Genomic DNA, 17,571 nt, shown 5'->3' with positions numbered 1-17,571 from the left:
TCATTTCAATTTAAAATTACTTTGTCCATACCGGATTTTGTTCCAAATTCGTATTTAACGCCAATTGCTTCAAAGGCAACGGATACAGATAATAATGTTCCTGCCATCCAAGCGGGGTATCAAAGAAATAAACATATCCTTCATCAGCACCTGCACCACCCGTTACTTTCAAATTCTTGGCCGAAGCCCCTGTCACATAGGCACCCAGCGGTTGTTTGTTAACATAGTCTCCTTTCTTCCACCTGCGCAAATCATCCAAACGGAAACCTTCGCCCATCAATTCAACTCGTCTCTCTCTACGCACTTCCCACAAAAGAGCAGGAACGGAAGGATCACGCTTCGGATCAAAAGCATCATTAATATCATTCACCACCATTTTCGCCACATTAGCTCTTGCCCGAAGTTTGTTAATAGACTTATCCGCAGCAGCCTGGTCGAATTTGTTCAATTCGCACATCGCTTCGGCATAGTTTACCATCACCTCACCTATACGGAACAGCGGGGCATCTGTTGTATTCACCCCATTCGCGTTGGTAGCTACAGTATGTGTATTATAATATTTCCATACCCAGAAGCCCATTTGGGAAGCGTTCCAGCCCTGTCCCCAGTTCATATTCTTAAAGTGAGGTTGTCCTTGCACGGTGAATCCTTTAAAGTTGGAAGACGGCAAACGATGATAAGTTTCACCGGAAATCGTAGCCATTAAATCTATAAATTCCCTGTCCTGTGCATTATCCGTATATTTCCAATCAGCCGTACTGGGTCCGTTTTCTTTCTTCACCATATATGGAGGACAGATCGTCAAATACAACCGGTAATCACGATCACGGAATTGTCCATACATATTCTTATCACCCCCATAACGGCTAGTCGTCGTGCTAACCGGTCGTCCATCCGTACAAAGATAACTGTCTACCGCGTCTTTCGTTGCCTCAATATAAGATTCACCTGTACGCACCATACGGGTCAAACCATGCATTAACTGTCCGGTTTCATAAGCCTTATACAAAAGAATACCTGTCACCCCATCCAGTGTTTCCGAATTAAACAACTCATCATATTTAGGATGCACATTCGGATATTGCTTAATCACCTCTTCAGAAGCACGGGCACATTCTTCCAGATAAGTATCCGCTCCCGACAAACCATGATATTTTCTCCAAGTTCCTTCAAATAAAGCAAAACGGGAAATAAGAGCTTTCACCACATACATATTAATTGTATTTTTCCCATCCGCTTCGATATTACTGCCAATATGTGTTTCCGCATATTTCAAATTAGACAGAATATTGGAAGCCACCAAGTCACGACTATCACGTTTTCCATAAAGCTCGGGACTTTCCTCAGTCAAAGCATGCTCTACCCAAGGAATATCACCAAATTTAGAAAGCATCTGAAAGTATTTATAAGAACGGAAGAAATATCCCACACTTCTCCAATGCTCCCTCTCGGTTTCACTCATTTCCGAATGATCAATATTATCGAGCATCAGGTTAACACGACGGATATAATCATAATCCCAATCTTTAGACTCATCCGTAGCCTTTGCTTTGCGATATGCCCACTGACCTTCATATCCATCCAATCCTTTTATCATGTTATCCGATTCAAAATCACCACGGAAAATTTCATCCGTTTGCCCTGTATCATACGTATATCCGAAGAACACGTTATACAATCCCCATGTATACGTTTTAAAGTTGTCATAGGTAGTAAAGACCGATGCTTCTGTTTGCTGTCCTTTGGGATAAACCTCCAGAAATTCGTCATTTAGACAAGACGACATCAAAAAACAAAGACTAACGCTTACACATAGTATATATTTATTCATAATAATTACTCTTTAAATTGTGAAACAATCAGAATGAAAGGTTTATACCGAACGAATACTGTCTCATATACGGATAGGTAAAACCACGTTGTCCTAAATCATCCGTGACAGAACGTTCCGGATCAAGTCCCTTCGGCAAGTGGTCGAACGTATAAAGATTCTCACCACTGAAGAACACAGCCAGATTATTAACTCCAATCTTACTCATCCACTTAGACGGGAAATTATAAGAAAGCGTTATATTACGAATACTTAAGTACGATCCATCCTGTAGATAACGAGTCTGTACACGTGTATTGGCATCTGTATTTCCGGCCGCTTTCTCATAAATACGGGGGAAATAACTATTCGTATTTTCCGGAGTCCAATAATTCAACTGTGAATCATAAACGGTAGTCCAAGCATCATAATGCGGATAAAACAGATCGTTCATCACCCACAAATCTCGTTTACCAACTCCTTGCAGCAAGAATGACAGAGAAAAACCGTTCCAACTTGCACTACCATGAATACCATACTGATAACGCCGGGTATTATTACCAATGATTTTACGGTCTCCCGGATCTTTCGTTGTACTGGTACCACTGTTGATAATATCATTACCATCCAAGTCCTTATATAATATATCTCCCGGATTCGGATTATAACCTTCCACTTTAGCAATACCCGGTTTCAGTTTGCCATCTGCATCGAAATCATCCACTGTGTACAAACGATCGGTCACATACCCCCAAATTTCACCCAGTTCCATTCCTACGCGATATGTTTCATTATCGTTCTTGTCCTTGCCAAACAGTCCTGTTTCGTTGTTGTATTTAGTAATCTTTGTTTTCGCATCGTAAAGATTAAAGCCTATGCTATATTTCACTTTTCCGATCTGATCGTTCCAGTCAACCGAGATTTCCCAACCTTTAGAACGAAGGTCAGCCGTGTTCTGTAAAGGGGCACTTGCACCTAATACACCCGGAAGTTCAGAGCCCGGAGCAAGCATACCCTTAGTATCTCTACGATACCAGTCGAACACCATATTCAATCTGTTATCCAATAGCCCAAGATCGAATCCGACATCAATTGTCGTTACTTTTTCCCAAGTAAAGCTATTGCTAACCAAAGCAGCTGGTTTCAAAGTAGTAACTTTAATACCGGAAACAGTCCAATAAGCCTGTTCCGCATCCATACCGGGAATATATGCGTAAGGAGTGATGCTCTGATTTCCAATATTACCCCAAGAACCACGCAATTTCAAGTTCGAAAGAACAGAGTTCAAAGGTTTCATAAACGCTTCCTCGCTGATACGCCATCCGGCGGAAACCGAAGGGAAGAAACCGAAACGGCTATTCTTCGGGAATTTGGAAGAACCGTCATAACGTCCGTTCGTTTCAAGCAAATACTTGCCGGCAAACGAATAGTTAATGCGATAGAATAACCCTCTTACCGTATAACGTTCAAATTTGTCTTTAGCAAAATAATCACCTGTCGACTGCGAAATAGACGGCAGATCTTCATTAATCATATTCATACGCGACATCTCAGCATAACGATAATCACTACTCTCCTGATTGAAACCTCCCATCACCGTTACATCATGTTTGCCCCATGAGTTGTTATAGTTAGCATAGAAGTTCAATGCATTATAATCCGTAATACCATTGGAATATTCATACTTGGAATTGGCAGTGGAAACCTCTTTCACAAAGTTACCTCCATGTGCATAATAGAACTTCTTCTCAAATTTCGTTTTCTCGTTACTTAGATGATTGAATGTATACTCACCAATCAACTTCACATTCTTCAAAGGACTGATCGTAACCTTTCCGAAAATACGAAGATTATTCTTTTGAATAGTTGTCGGATATGCCAGATCAATCAAGTTACGAGGAGTATTGATCGGTAATTCTTCGCCGTCAATATTCATTGTTCCAGTAGGGAAATAAGAAGGGAATGCGACTGCTGCTCCCCATATACCATATCCTCCGGAAGTTTCCGGCAATGAAGAGTTCGAGTTCGTATATTTAATATCCAATTCCGGAGTAATCCATGAAAACACATCCGAGCGGAGATAAGAAGACACGTTGTAACGCTTGTACGTATCTTTATCCGAAGCCAGTACCCCATTTTCATTCACCATACCGAAGGAGAAACGATAAGAAATATCTTTCGTACCGCCACCTACCGAGATATTATGAGTTTGCTGGAAACCAGTCTCCATCATATCATCGAAAAGATCAGTTTCTGCCAAGCTATAACGCAGCCCGTCCACCATTGCATAACCATCCGGATATGCAGACGGATTAGCATTATATTCCTTCAAAAGTCCCAACCAGGTATCTACGTTCTGACCACTTTGATAATTGATTGTCCCCATGTCCTTATAAGCCTGTACCGTTTGGAGCGGAGTAGCCTTATGAGGCATATTGGCAGGTCTGCTAAAAGAGAAGTTATTTGAATAATTAATAGAGAGTTTAGTTGCATCCGAGCCTTTCTTTGTAGTAATCAAAATCACACCGAAAGCTGCCCGTGCTCCGTAAATAGCAGAAGATGCCGCATCCTTCAAAACAGTCACCGATTCAATATCGTTCGGATCGAGCATATTAATATCCATCTCCACGTTATCCACCAGCACCAGCGGTTTCCCATTCTTATCCAAACTGTTGACACCACGAATGTTGAAACTCATTTCTTCACCGGGTCTTCCTGAATTACCTGTAATCTGCAAGCCGGGCATTGCCCCTTTCAAAGCGTCACTCACAGACACCACCGGACGGTCACCTAAAACATCATCCATCTTCACACTGCTCACCGCACCTGTCAGGTTCGCTTTCTTTTGTACGCCGTAACCAACAACTACTACTTCGTCTATTAACCGAGTATCTTCTTTCAAAGTTACATTGAGAGGACGTTGATCTTTCACCACCACTTCCTGTGTGGCATAGCCGATATACGATATGGATAAACGGGCATTCGGAGTAACCATCAAAGAAAAATTGCCATCCATATCCGTAATGGTACCTTCCGTAGAATCGACTACTTTCACATTTGCCCCAATCACCCCTTCACCTGTAGGATCAGTGATTCTACCTTTTAAGACAAACACTTTTTCCTGTTCTTTCTGCGGTGTCACTGCATGGAACATAATCACCCGGGGTCCGTTCACTTCATAACTGACGTCCGTACCGGCCAGCAATTGTCCCATCACATCATTAATAGTACCGTTATTTATATTCACAGAGACTTTCCTATTCAAATCAATGTCATTATTACGAATCAGGAAAGAGTAATTGCCTTGCTTCTTTATTACTTCAATGGCTTCTTTCAAAGTAATATTATCTACTTTCACACTGAATCGCTTACTTTGTTCCTGTGCCGATAGCTGGAAACCACCAGTCAAAACGTTTCCTACAGACAAAAGCAGAAGCATTAATAATATTCTTTTTACTATTAATCTCATATTTTTCACTATTAAAGGTTAACATAATATCTTTCTATACAACGCTGAACCGCCGATATATCTATCGACTAAGTTCCCAATCATACTTTACTTTTTCTTATTTTACCTCCTTTTTCTTGTCAGTTATAAAGATAGTGTCTCCACTAACTTTCCATGTATATTGCTTCTCAACGTTGATTTCTCCCAATATATCATTGATACTTTGATTACTATTGAAACATCCGGAAAAGCGTTCCGCTTTCAGACGTTCACTCTCTAAACTGATCTTCACCTGGAATTTGCGCTCCAGACGGTGTGCGATGTCGGCAAATGGAGCATCTTCAAATGTCAGGCCACCATCCAACCAGTCACAGGCAGAACTAGCATTTGATTTCATTTTCTCCATGCGGCCCGTATTCTTATCGTAAAAAGCCTGTTCGCTAGGGAATAGTTTCATTACCGAACCGGACAAAGTGGCTAAATTGACACGACCTTCCAACAAAGACACCATTACATAATTATCGTCATCATAAGCGCGTACATTAAAAACAGTCCCTACCACCTTTACCTGTACACCATTCGTATTTACAAAGAAAGGAATCTTCTCATTTTTCGCCACCTTGAAATATCCTTCGCCATCAAGCGTAACATCACGTTCACGAATACCGAACCCACGGCAATAACGTAACACAGAACCCGCATTCAATGAAACCTCTGTTCCATCCGGAAGCACAATATTCGTCCGCGAACCAGCTGGCACTTTAATTTCATAAGGAGAATCCGCATTCGTATATACTTCCGTAAGATTTTCAGTATAAGTGTACCAGAAGTAATTACAGCCCAACAACAAAATAATTGCAGCAGCTACCTTCAGCCACACAGGAACTATCTTCCGCGAACGGACAGGTTTCATCTCAGCAGCGGCTATTTTTTCTTTTATCTGTGATAAATTAGCATCCTCTACTTTGGCAAATGCAGGCACAGAAGAAACAGCCCATACTGCGGACATCTCCCGGAAAATTTTAGCTGCATCTTCATTGGAAGCCAGATAAGCGAACAGAGCTTCTTTCTCCTCTTCGGTGCAGTTACCGGACAGATAGTTGCTTATCCGGATTTCCAATTCTTCTATATGATAAGAGTCATTCATAAACGTACTTTTTCTATGGGTGTATATAACTAGATACGCAATAAAAAAAGAAACGTTTAAAAGAAAAGCGATTTTTTTTAGAGAAACATCAAAATAGCTATCATATAAGGAGTACCCAGTGATTCGCGTAGCTTAGTCAATGCTATTTTCATCTGTACTCTTACAGTGGTCACATTAATATTCTGCTCCTCGGCAATTTCACTGTATGTCTTACCCTCATACAAACTTGCTTTAAATATGGCACGGCATTTAGCTGGCAATTCCTCCACCTTCTTCATGATGATGGTATTCATTTCGCTATGCTCCAATGCCTGCAAAGGATTATCGGAAGAAAGAATATGATTTTCGAGAAAAGCCCAGATTTCTTCCATCTGTTCCGTCATCTGTTTTTCGTTGAAGTAGGAAGAACGCAGATAACTAATACTTGCGTTTTGAATAGCACGCCGCAAGTACGGAAGAGCCGGGTGAGTGATATGGTGGCGATTCTGCCAAAAAGCGACAAAGACATCATTCACAATCTCCCCTGCCACCCTCTTGTCATGCACATAATAAACAGCTATCGCACACAAATAAAGGTAGTAGGTATGATAGATTTTATCAAATGCTTTTGTATTACCGTGATTTAACTGTTCAATTAGATTTTCAGAGATTTCTGGTAGATTCATTCGTTGTCTTTCTTTAAGGAACGGTGCAAATATAGCGATTAATTCAGAAAAACAAAATTCCAATCAGATAAACCGGAGCCCGGCAATCATTCCTTAACCCTACAATCCCATCGGTATTTTCAACAAATACCAAACGATAAACAGCAATGTCCAGACAACCAGGATGCCTAATGAATATCTCCAAGTATATTTCAGCAATGAACCATACGTAATCTGCTTATCATATTGCCGCATATAGGTAAGCACCAGAGGCATATAGAATAAGAAAGGAGTAATGGCATTCGTCGAACTATCTCCGATACGGAAAGCACATTGTGCTATATCCGGAGCAATTCCCATCTGTGCAAACATCGGGATAAAGATAAAAGACATAAAAGCCCATTTGGAGGTAGCAGATACCATAATCAGATTTATCAATGCCGTAAACAGAATAAACAGAACAAGAGCAGACAAAGGAGCCGGTTCAAACGAAGAAAGTAAGTCAGCCCCCATAATCGCCAGACATTTATCCAGATGGGAATATTCAAAACAGGCAAACATCTGCGCAGCGAAGAAAGCGATAACGAAATACACTCCAAGAAGCTTCATTGGCTGCGTAAGTCCTTCAATCACATCATTGTCAGTGCGATACCGTCCGGAACTGAATCCATAAGCCATTCCCGTAATACCTGCTCCCAAAGAAAGCAAAAACAAAATACCGGCAATAAAAGGCGAATGCATCAAACCACCATTCACACCCCGCAAAATTCCATAAGAAGAAAAAGTAAGCCACAAGATAAGAGCCACATAGATAGCTGCCACAACAATGGAAATCATAATGGCACGCCGCTCTTTACGAGACAGAGGATGGTAAGCCACCACCTTCATACTGCCTTCATACTTACCTAACGTAGGAAGAAGCCATTTTTGAGTAATCCAATACACAATAGCCGTAATGGCCACCGTTGAAGCACTCATAAAAAAGTAATTGCAAAGAGGTTCTGTATTCCCTTGATAACCCGTTTGTGCCAGTGCAGCCTCTTGCGTGGTATGCGCCAACAACGGGTCCATCGTACTCAATACAATATTAGCACTATACCCGCACGCAACGGAAACATAAGCCGTAACAATCCCTGCAATCGGATGAAGCCCCACCCATTGAAACAGCATAGCAGCAATAGGCAATAAAATGATATATCCACCATCACCAATGGCATTCGACAACAAGCCAAGTACAATCACCCACAAGACGATCTTCCTCTTTTCCTGTCGGTTTCCCACCCCCATGCGGATACATGCATCAATAAAACCGGAATGTTGTGCCACTCCCAATCCAAACATAGCAATTATCACCATACCTAACGGAGCAAAGCCCGTGAAATTCTTAATAGCGTTCCGCAACCACCAACGGATTCCTTCGGGACTCAACAGGCTTTGTACACGGATGTCCTCACCTGTTTGTGGCAATGTCACTTTCAACCCATAGATATCGCATATCCATGAAAGAAAGACCACTGCCATTGTTAGCAGAAGGAACATCGTAGCGGGATGGGGCATACGCCATTTATTCTTCATCATTTTCCGGGATTATTTTTCGTTTGCTTTAGCAACTACTCCTCGTCAGGCTCCAGATTATCCAGATCAATAATACGCAATTCCAATGCACGTACTGCCAACCGGGTAGCATTCACTCCCACTCGTTCTCCATTCGGAAAAAGACGTCCGATAAGATCATTCTGCCGTTTCTCCAATGATTTCACACCAAAAGGCATTCCTTTCAGATTGGCAATCATCTCTTTCGTATAACCCAAAGCCAGATGACGGAGAAAACGTTCATCGTATTCATCAATATCATAACTGATGACAGCCTCCTGACGCTTGGCATCATTGGCTACCGATTTCTTGAAACGATCTACAATCTTTTCCAGAATCGGATAGTTAAATACCAATTTCTTTCCATCCATCACAGCCTGTACATCTGTTTTCGTCAGTAGCTCACCCGTTTTGAGGATGATTCCATCGGCACCGGCATTCAATACGTCCACCCACAACTTTTCGTTCAGAATCTCACCCGTGAAGATCAATACCCGAACTCCTTTGTAACGTTTGAATATATTCTTGCAAATATCAACACCAATGGTCGTAGAACCTCCCAGTCCTAAGTCCAACAATACCAGATCGGGAAGCTGGGCCTCCATCAACGGCCAAAACTCACTTTCCGTCATTGCCGTGCCGATCACTTCTGCATTCGGTATTTCATGACGGAATATTTCTTCTGTCCCTTTCAACTCCAGTTTTACATCCTCTACAATAATAACTTTAAACTTCTGTTCTTCCATGTTCCTTATCTAATAACTTTTATGTGTTTTCCTTTTATCGGCGCGGAATAGTGAAATAAACCGTAAACCCGCCGCCTTCAGCCGGCTCGGCATTGATACGGCATCCCCTACGCCCCGCAAATTCGTCGTGGTCACGGATAATCTGCTTACATACCAGATATTCCGTTCCCCTCAACTCCCCTTTTTCACCGGAAGTCATACGTGCCAGATTCGGATAAAATAGTTGATTCAACTCTTCCACACTCTTCTCGCGTCTCGTATCCGTAAAGAGGAAACGAACATATTCATTATCCTTGCGCGCTTGCAAACGTATCACTCCATCTTCACGTACAGTCAATGCTTCATCAATCAAATTCTCCAATAGAAAACGCAACTGATTCACGTCTCCTATCACCTTCGCCTCCATCGGCTCTATTTCCAATTCTATCCTCTCCGGCCGATTCTTTATCAACTTCTTGAAATATTTTCCGGCAGCATCCAAAAGTTCCTGTACCGGAATCACCGTACGCCGGAAAGTGACCTCCTCCAATTGACGGGAAGCACACGAGCTCAAAATCGTAAAGATTCCCTTATAGTATTCAATCAATTCCGTCATAGTCTCCACCGCTTCACGCTCCTCCGTTTCCGAAAGATTCTGCGCATTCAACCGCCCTACAATCTGCTTGATTTTATTCGGATAATAAATCGTCTCATGTTTAATAGTCGACAGACAGTTGTCAAGCACCATATTCTGAACATGCAACATGCTGTCTTCCCAGGAAGCCCGACGTGTTTCTTCGTGTGCCGACTCGATATCCCGATATTTTGTAGCCAGTTTCACCACTGCGTTAAACACGACAATAGCCACATAACGAGCTACCAGTTCAAAAAGCAGTCGATCCGTCTCCTGTTCCGTTCCTTCTCTGCGCTCCAGATAAAGCACACCGACACATTGATGCTCGCCCCCTGCTTCCACCATCAGCGGAATTGCCTGAAGATGCTGTTCAGAAAGATATTTCCCGGAACTAAAACACTGCTCTACCATTTCCGGCATTTCCTGTCCGGGACGAGAAGCATATTCCAGCCGGTGTGTCGTTTCATTATAAACGGCAATTCCCATCCGGTCAATCGTCAGTAATTCATTTACCGAACCAAATGCTTCATCCACAATCCGCTGCGGAATTTCTTTAAGCGTACTCTCTTCCCGTTGAAGTGCCTCTGCATTTTCCTGTTCCTGCGGTCTCACCAAAGATGCAGCAAACACCTTCTGGTTAATCTCAAGTACCTGTTCGAGATTCAAACGATTCTGCAAACGTTTTCTCATGTACAGAAAATAATATCCAACCAACGAAACAATCAATAAAACAAAGCATAAAATAATCCCTACCGTCTTATTGGTATTCGAACGCTCCAACTGCCGGCAATATGCTTCGAGAGTTTGATCCTCTCCCTGCAACTTATACAAATCCGTAAATGCCGAATTATTATAACTATATGCATCCAACTGTTTCAAAGCCAGAAAAGCAACCGCTGCCTCATTCCTGATATCCAAAATTACATGATAATCCGAATCAAACAATTCGTTCCACCAACTGATTTCAGCAGGCGTTCCCTCACCTACCAGCTTCATATACCGATGTGGACGATCCGGACGCGCATATTTTTCATAATGCTCATTCAGAAAAAGCATTGCAGAATCTATATATTGCAAAGCCAACTCATAATTTTCATCCACATTAGCAAAATAGGCAGCATTCGCATAATCCGACGCTACATCCAGCAAATCCTCATACGCAGAATCCATAACTACTACAATCGAATCGCCATCCTGCAACATGGGAGGAATCGGATCATGCAGACAAGAAACCATCCCCAACGGAAGCAACAAGCAAAGCAACAATACCCCCATTGCTTTACGCACTCCCGAAGGCAAACGAAAATAAAAACGGCTTCCCTTCCCCAGTTCACTCTCCACATCAAAAACGCATCCCCGGAATAAATCATTCGTTTTCTTATACTTCTCAATGATTCCCTTACAATTCATCAATCCGAAACCACTACCTTTGTTTTCTTTCAACACTTCCGGATCGGCTGCATTCTTCATTCCGATCACGCGGGAATCATACACCTTCTCACCAATGATATGCGCCACATCCTCTTCGGAAATACCTCTTCCGTTATCCTCCACAGAGATCTCGACATACGCATCCTCCGTAATACGGGCATACACTTTAATTGTTCCTCCTTCCGGAGTATATTTACGGGCATTTTCCGCCAGCGTATTAATCATAAACAAAGTTAGTGCCCGGTCGGCCTTCACCATAACCGTAGTCGGTTCAATTTCCAACTTCTGATTTTTCATTTCAAAAGCACGTCTTCCCTTGCCTAGCAGCTCAAACAGTTCATTGAGACTGAAAGTTTCAATATTCAGGCTAAGCGTTCCTTGCTTCATCTTAATCCAAAGAGCCAGAATATCGTTGTACTCATTAATCGTAGTTACCAGCTCATCAATGTATTGATACTTCCCTTTCTTAATCTTCGCATTATCAATATACCCCCGCTCCGTCAACTTATGCACTTCGTTCAAGATACGGTCAATATAAGGATTAATACCATTGACAATGCCCAGACAAGCCTTCTTTATAAGATTCTGACGTTTATTTCCCGCAATATGTTGTTCGTAAACATACCGTTGCTTTTCCAACTGCATCCGCTCGTCACTCAACGCTTCCACCATCTGCTCATTGTCCGCAGCCCAAACAATATACGGTTCAAGCACATACACCAATGCTTTTTCATCACGGTTCAACCGATGCAGAGGAACCAGTGCCGCTTTTCCTTCCTCCGGAATTTCCAGTTGAAGACGTCCTTTCCCAAATAATTGATCGATACCTTGTTGAATTAATGGAACATTCATCGGAATGGACGAAGTTATATCCCGGCAAAGAGTCAGAATCCGTTGCAGACGCTCCACGTCTACCTGATTCCTTATTTTAGACCGTTTATTGAAAAACCACCAAAGAATAACCACCAATACAAGTCCGACAATAACCAAAGAAAGTACAAGCGTCATTTGTCGTGAATCGGCTTCCAATGAAAGATAGCGGCTCTCCAACTCCTTATCCTGACGGGTATAATTTAAAATATCCAAATATATATTCCGGTTGTAATCAGAAGCATACTTCATCCCGAGCCCCGCATACGACACGCTCAATTGCTCCCGAATCCTTGAGATCCATTCAGGTACCGTTCTCACATCTTCCTGCATGATCCATGGAACCCCGGTATAAGTCGTATCTCCTTCTACAAAAACATGTAGTTTATCCAATGTATCCGCCGCATGGTGATAATAGAGCATGTGATGTTGATTCACACAATCTAACGCTTTTGCAAGCGTATCCAATGCCTCCGTATAACGTCCGTGCTCATTCATATATTTACCGATAGACACATACGCACCAGCAATCTGATACAAATCATTGTACTCACGAAATTTTTCAAGCGCACGCTGTGCCATTCGCAAAGGCAAAAGCGAATCTACGGGAAACCCAAACTGATCCAGCGCATATCCCCTTCTCGTCCGAAAAAGTTCGAAATTATTAGGTGAAACCATCAGATTAGCCAATCCTTGCAGACCATTTCCTTCGAAATAAGGATGATTAGTCTGAACAGCTGTCCGCCAGGTAATATAAAGTTGGTCGAACTCACGCATTTTCCGGTCTTCCGGCTTGGTTGCTTCCACCAACGAGGCCGAACCTTTAATATAATGATAATAAAGCAACTGATTAGTATCTGTCAAAGCTTCATCTTCCGGAATCCAGTTAAGAGATGTGATGGCCTCCTGCCGTTGCTGCAGATAGTAATAATAAATAGAAGAAACGATGAAAAATTCGGTGAATGCATAATCCAGCCGTAGTGCCTCGTGACGGTCGGCAAACAAATCACTCTCTTCACGAATACGTTTCATGCGCTTGAGCGCACTATTACGATAATCATAAAATTCTTTGTTCATAGCCGTCCGCTGACAGATTTTCATCAGTCCGATGTCGGCAATCAACAGTTCGAGTTCATTTTTAGTCAGTTTATATACTTCCTTATGCAACGCTTCCGCCCGGTCAAAGTCCATAGCCATAAAAGCACAGAACCCCAGGTTGTTGGATGCTTCCGCTTTCCCCGACTTGTAGAAATTCACCTGTCTATAGGCTTCATTGGCATATTTATAAGAAGAATCCAGGCTTCGATAACGATAAGCATACGCTTTCCCGTTTAATGAATCAATCAGGCGCACCTCTTTGGTCGGCACCATATCAGTGCACGAAAAAAAAGAGGCAAACAACACTATACCTATTATATATAAAGGAAAGCGTGAACTCATTTTTGACTATTAACTGTTTTCAGAAAGCAAATCTACAAATATTTCCGATAAGTTGGAGAGAAAAATATTTTTTATACAATAAGTCCTTCTAAATAATAAGAGAAATTCCTACCTTTGCAGGCAAATTAACAAATAGGTAACATCTATTACAAAATGAGCGAAAAAGCACCCTTTATGGTATTCTCGGGAACGAACTCGAGATATCTGGCAGAAAAAATCTGCGCAAGCCTGGATTGTCCTCTGGGAAATATGAACATTACCCATTTTGCCGATGGCGAATTTGCAGTTTCATATGAGGAGTCAATTCGTGGCGCACACGTATTCCTGGTTCAATCCACTTTCCCTAACTCAGACAACTTAATGGAACTTCTCCTGATGATCGATGCTGCAAAACGCGCGTCTGCAAAGAGCGTTGTAGCTGTAGTCCCCTATTTCGGATGGGCACGTCAGGATAGAAAAGACAAACCCCGTGTATCTATCGGCGCTAAGTTGGTAGCCGACCTGCTGTCTGTTGCAGGTATCGACCGACTGATTACGATGGACTTGCATGCAGACCAGATTCAAGGATTCTTCAATATCCCGGTAGATCACTTGTATGCATCAGCTGTATTCCTCCCTTACATCCAGTCATTGCAACTGGAAAATCTGGTTATTGCTACACCGGACGTAGGAGGTTCAAAACGTGCCAGCACTTTCTCCAAATACCTCGGTGTACCATTGGTACTCTGTAACAAATCACGTGAAAAAGCCAATGAAGTAGCATCTATGCAAATCATCGGTGACGTAGAAGGTAAAAACGTAGTATTGATTGACGATATCGTAGACACTGCAGGAACAATTACCAAAGCAGCCAACATCATGTTGGATGCCGGTGCCAAATCTGTACGCGCCATCGCCAGCCACTGCGTAATGTCTGATCCGGCTTCTTTCCGCGTGCAAGAGTCTGCCCTGACAGAAATGGTATTTACCGACAGCATCCCATACGCAAAGAAATGTCCGAAAGTAAAACAGTTGAGTATTGCCGATATGTTTGCTGAAACAATCAAACGAGTGATGAATAACGAATCTATCAGTTCACAATACATCATTTAATAGATGATAGGTGACAAATGCTAGTTGATAGTTGAAGTTACTTTCAACAGGAAATTATAAAATGGATAATGACCGCTTTGGGTTATTATCCATTTTTCTTTGTACCATACCATTTATCATTATTCCATCACCAGGTACATACATGCAAAAAAATAGGCCACGCAATGCGCAGCCCACTATCATTTATCACCTATCATCTATTGAAGTCTTCCGAATTTATAGGTTCCTTTTTTGATTACTTTTCCATCTTTATCTGTTTCTACAAAAGGACCATTCTTCTTTCCTTGTTTGAAAAATCCGTCAAAGCGATTACCATCTTTATCGATTTGTACGCCCTGTCCGTCTTCCAATCCGTCAACAAAGCCACCTTTATATTGCATCCCAGCAACGGTTTTCAGAGTACCCTGTCCATTGGGACGGTTGTCTTTCCAGTCACCGTCATAAACATCGCCATTGCTCCATTTATAGACTCCTCTGCCATCACGTTTATTGTTTTTCCAGCTTCCTTCGTACACGGCACCATTCGTCCAGGTAAAAGTACCTTTTCCGTCTTGCATGCCATTTTTGAAATTACCTACATACTTGTCGCCGTTAGCATGATAATAAACTCCTTCACCGGTGCGTTCACCTAAGAGATAAGAACCTTCATAACGATCGCCCGTGTGAAAGTAGTAAGTACCTCTTCCGTGTTGAATATCATCCGCCCAGTCACCATCGTATTTATCTCCATTGGTATATTCAAATACCCCTTTTCCGTGACGGACATCATCTTTCCAGTCTCCTTCATACTTACAGCCGTCGTCCCAGTTCATGGTACCTTTGCCGTTCTTCTTATCATTTTTCCAGTGACCGGTATATTTAGCACCGTTTGCCCAAGTGTATGTACCTTCGCCTTCACGTTTATCATTCACCCAATGACCTACATATAAATCACCGTTATGATAATACATTGTTCCTTCACCATGCTGATAATCCTGATACCACATACCGTCGTAACGGTTGTTATTCATAAAATAATAGATACCTTTTCCATGCTGCTGGTCCTGGAACCACTGTCCTTCGTACTTTTCTCCGTCAGGAAACATATAAATACCATATCCTTCACGTTTCCCCTTCACATATTCACCTTCAAAGACATCGCCGTTTTTGAAAACCGTTTTTCCTTTTCCGTTCGGTTTTCGCCCTTTCATTTCTCCTGTATAGACACTGCCATCCTTAAAAGTATAGTTGCCAATCTTTATTTCAGTGGAGAATGTATCTTTAATTTTTCCGAAAAATCCGCCTTTTTTTCCTTCATTTTCTTGTGCCATCACTCCCTCTTGTGCAAGAAGAGCCAATAAAAGTGTAGTATATAGATATTTCCTCATTGGTTTTAGTCGTTACTCATTTTAGAATTACAATTTGGACAAAGATACAATTTCTATCCCAAACAGCCCACTTTCGGAAAGCAATTTATGACAACTTTTTACCTGCAATGACCTCTTTTAATGTCTCTTTGCACAAATAGCGCTGTGCCAAATCCTGTATTTCCATCGGAGTAACCTCATTCACAGCCAGCAGAGAACGTGAAAAGTAGTCATCATCCAGACCGGAAGTAGCTATGAAGATCCACGCATCCGAAAGTGAGAAAGGCGACTCATAACTACGGCACATTTCTCCCAACATATAGTTGCGTACAATAGTCAATTCTTCGGCTGACACAGGTTCCTGATGCAGGCGGTCTATTTCATGATACACTTCCTGTATCAACGGTTCCACATATTCATTATCCGTTTCTGTCGAGATAGCCAATAGTCCGCTATCCGGATAAAACATGATTCCTGCCGAAATACCATAAGTATATCCCTTCTCTTCACGAATATTAGACATCAGCCGACTGCCGAAATAACCTCCGAATAAAGTCATCAATACCCGAAGTTTCAAATAATCAGGATGATTACGAGTAATGGTCGTATATCCCATCTTCACAGCACTCTGCATGGCGTCTTCACGCTCTGTAAAAATTCTCTTTCCGGGAACAGCAGTAAAAGGAAAACTTAATCTCAACACCTGCTGCTGATGCTGGCCGAAAGAAGTGCCGAATGTATCTGTCACCCGGCTGATAATATCCTCCGTCACCTTACCGGACAAAAAGATAGAGCAATTACCCGAATGATAATACCGTTCATAAAATTCACGGAGCACTTCCGGAGTGATGGCATGATAATCCTCCTCCACCACTATTTTACCACATGGATGCTGTTCACCGTAAAGCGACTGCAACAGACTGCGGTGTGCCAGAAAATCAACTTTGGAAGTATTGACCTGGTATTGTTGGATATTGGTATCGAGAATGGTATGCAATTCCTTTTCCGGGAAAAGCGGTTCTTTAATCATGGATTCCACCACCTCCAATGTTTTCGCCAAATATTTATTCAACGAATAAACAGTGATATATGCATATTTCGACGAGCTGGACAATTCGAGCCATGAGCCGTAGTAATCCAGTTTCTCGGCAATGGTGGCAGCCGTATATTTTTTCGTGCCTTCGCGCAGCATCCGGTTCGTAAACAGAGCTTGCAGTTTCTGCGACTGTTGCCAGCGTCCCCCGGCAAAAAGCACATCTATGCGTACCACTTCCTGTTCACCCGCATTAATAATAGTCAACGGAATACCGTTTGGCAACGTCATTCGAACGGGAGGAAGTATACGAAAATTTTTCAGGGTTTGTATTTCAGGTTGTATCGTACGATCCATA

10 protein-coding genes are annotated in these 17,571 nt (G+C 42.1%); 1 reads left to right on the top strand and 9 read right to left on the bottom strand.

What is annotated here, in order from left to right; genetic code table 11:
* Positions 1 to 16: 16 nt before the first annotated feature.
* The 7 genes from AB5217_RS01580 to AB5217_RS01550 form a co-directional block, all read right to left on the bottom strand.
* Entirely contained in the window at positions 17 to 1,831 is a 1,815-nt protein-coding gene (locus AB5217_RS01580; protein WP_149943332.1) for a RagB/SusD family nutrient uptake outer membrane protein, read from the bottom strand.
* Between the two features lie 28 nt (positions 1,832 to 1,859).
* Entirely contained in the window at positions 1,860 to 5,249 is a 3,390-nt protein-coding gene (locus AB5217_RS01575) for a TonB-dependent receptor (protein WP_195646457.1), read from the bottom strand.
* A gap of 127 nt (positions 5,250 to 5,376) precedes the next feature.
* Positions 5,377 to 6,405 (bottom strand): FecR domain-containing protein, encoded by a 1,029-nt coding sequence (locus AB5217_RS01570; protein ID WP_004295831.1) that lies wholly within the window; start codon positions 6,403 to 6,405, stop codon positions 5,377 to 5,379.
* Between the two features lie 77 nt (positions 6,406 to 6,482).
* Entirely contained in the window at positions 6,483 to 7,070 is a 588-nt protein-coding gene (locus tag AB5217_RS01565; protein WP_004308903.1) for an RNA polymerase sigma-70 factor, read from the bottom strand.
* A gap of 99 nt (positions 7,071 to 7,169) precedes the next feature.
* Positions 7,170 to 8,624, bottom strand: a complete 1,455-nt coding sequence (locus AB5217_RS01560; RefSeq protein WP_004325842.1) for an AbgT family transporter — start codon at positions 8,622 to 8,624, stop codon at positions 7,170 to 7,172.
* A gap of 35 nt (positions 8,625 to 8,659) precedes the next feature.
* Positions 8,660 to 9,388 (bottom strand): DUF5932 domain-containing protein, encoded by a 729-nt coding sequence (locus AB5217_RS01555; protein WP_004295828.1) that lies wholly within the window; start codon positions 9,386 to 9,388, stop codon positions 8,660 to 8,662.
* Between the two features lie 34 nt (positions 9,389 to 9,422).
* Entirely contained in the window at positions 9,423 to 13,742 is a 4,320-nt protein-coding gene (locus AB5217_RS01550) for a DUF5113 domain-containing protein (protein WP_368112657.1), read from the bottom strand.
* A gap of 153 nt (positions 13,743 to 13,895) precedes the next feature.
* Between AB5217_RS01550 and AB5217_RS01545 the strand changes: the two genes are divergently transcribed.
* A complete protein-coding gene (locus AB5217_RS01545; RefSeq protein ID WP_004295826.1) occupies positions 13,896 to 14,834 on the top strand; it encodes a ribose-phosphate pyrophosphokinase in 939 nt (312 codons plus the stop codon).
* A 197-nt stretch (positions 14,835 to 15,031) separates the two neighbouring features.
* Here the strand turns inward: AB5217_RS01545 and AB5217_RS01540 are convergent, their stop codons facing one another.
* Positions 15,032 to 16,201 carry a phosphatidylinositol-4-phosphate 5-kinase gene (locus tag AB5217_RS01540; protein ID WP_149943335.1) on the bottom strand — a complete coding sequence of 390 codons (1,170 nt, stop codon included), beginning with the start codon at positions 16,199 to 16,201 and terminating at the stop codon, positions 15,032 to 15,034.
* 85 nt (positions 16,202 to 16,286) lie between these two features.
* Positions 16,287 to 17,570, bottom strand: a complete 1,284-nt coding sequence (locus AB5217_RS01535) for a M16 family metallopeptidase (RefSeq protein ID WP_368112658.1) — start codon at positions 17,568 to 17,570, stop codon at positions 16,287 to 16,289.
* Position 17,571: the final 1 nt, after the last annotated feature.

This window comes from Bacteroides sp. MSSM.1001136sp1_RTP21357st2_D2_RTP21359_211015, from assembly GCF_040913205.1.
In the GTDB taxonomy this organism is placed as follows: Bacteria; Bacteroidota; Bacteroidia; order Bacteroidales; family Bacteroidaceae; genus Bacteroides; species Bacteroides ovatus.
This window is presented reverse-complemented; position numbering and strand designations above follow the sequence as displayed.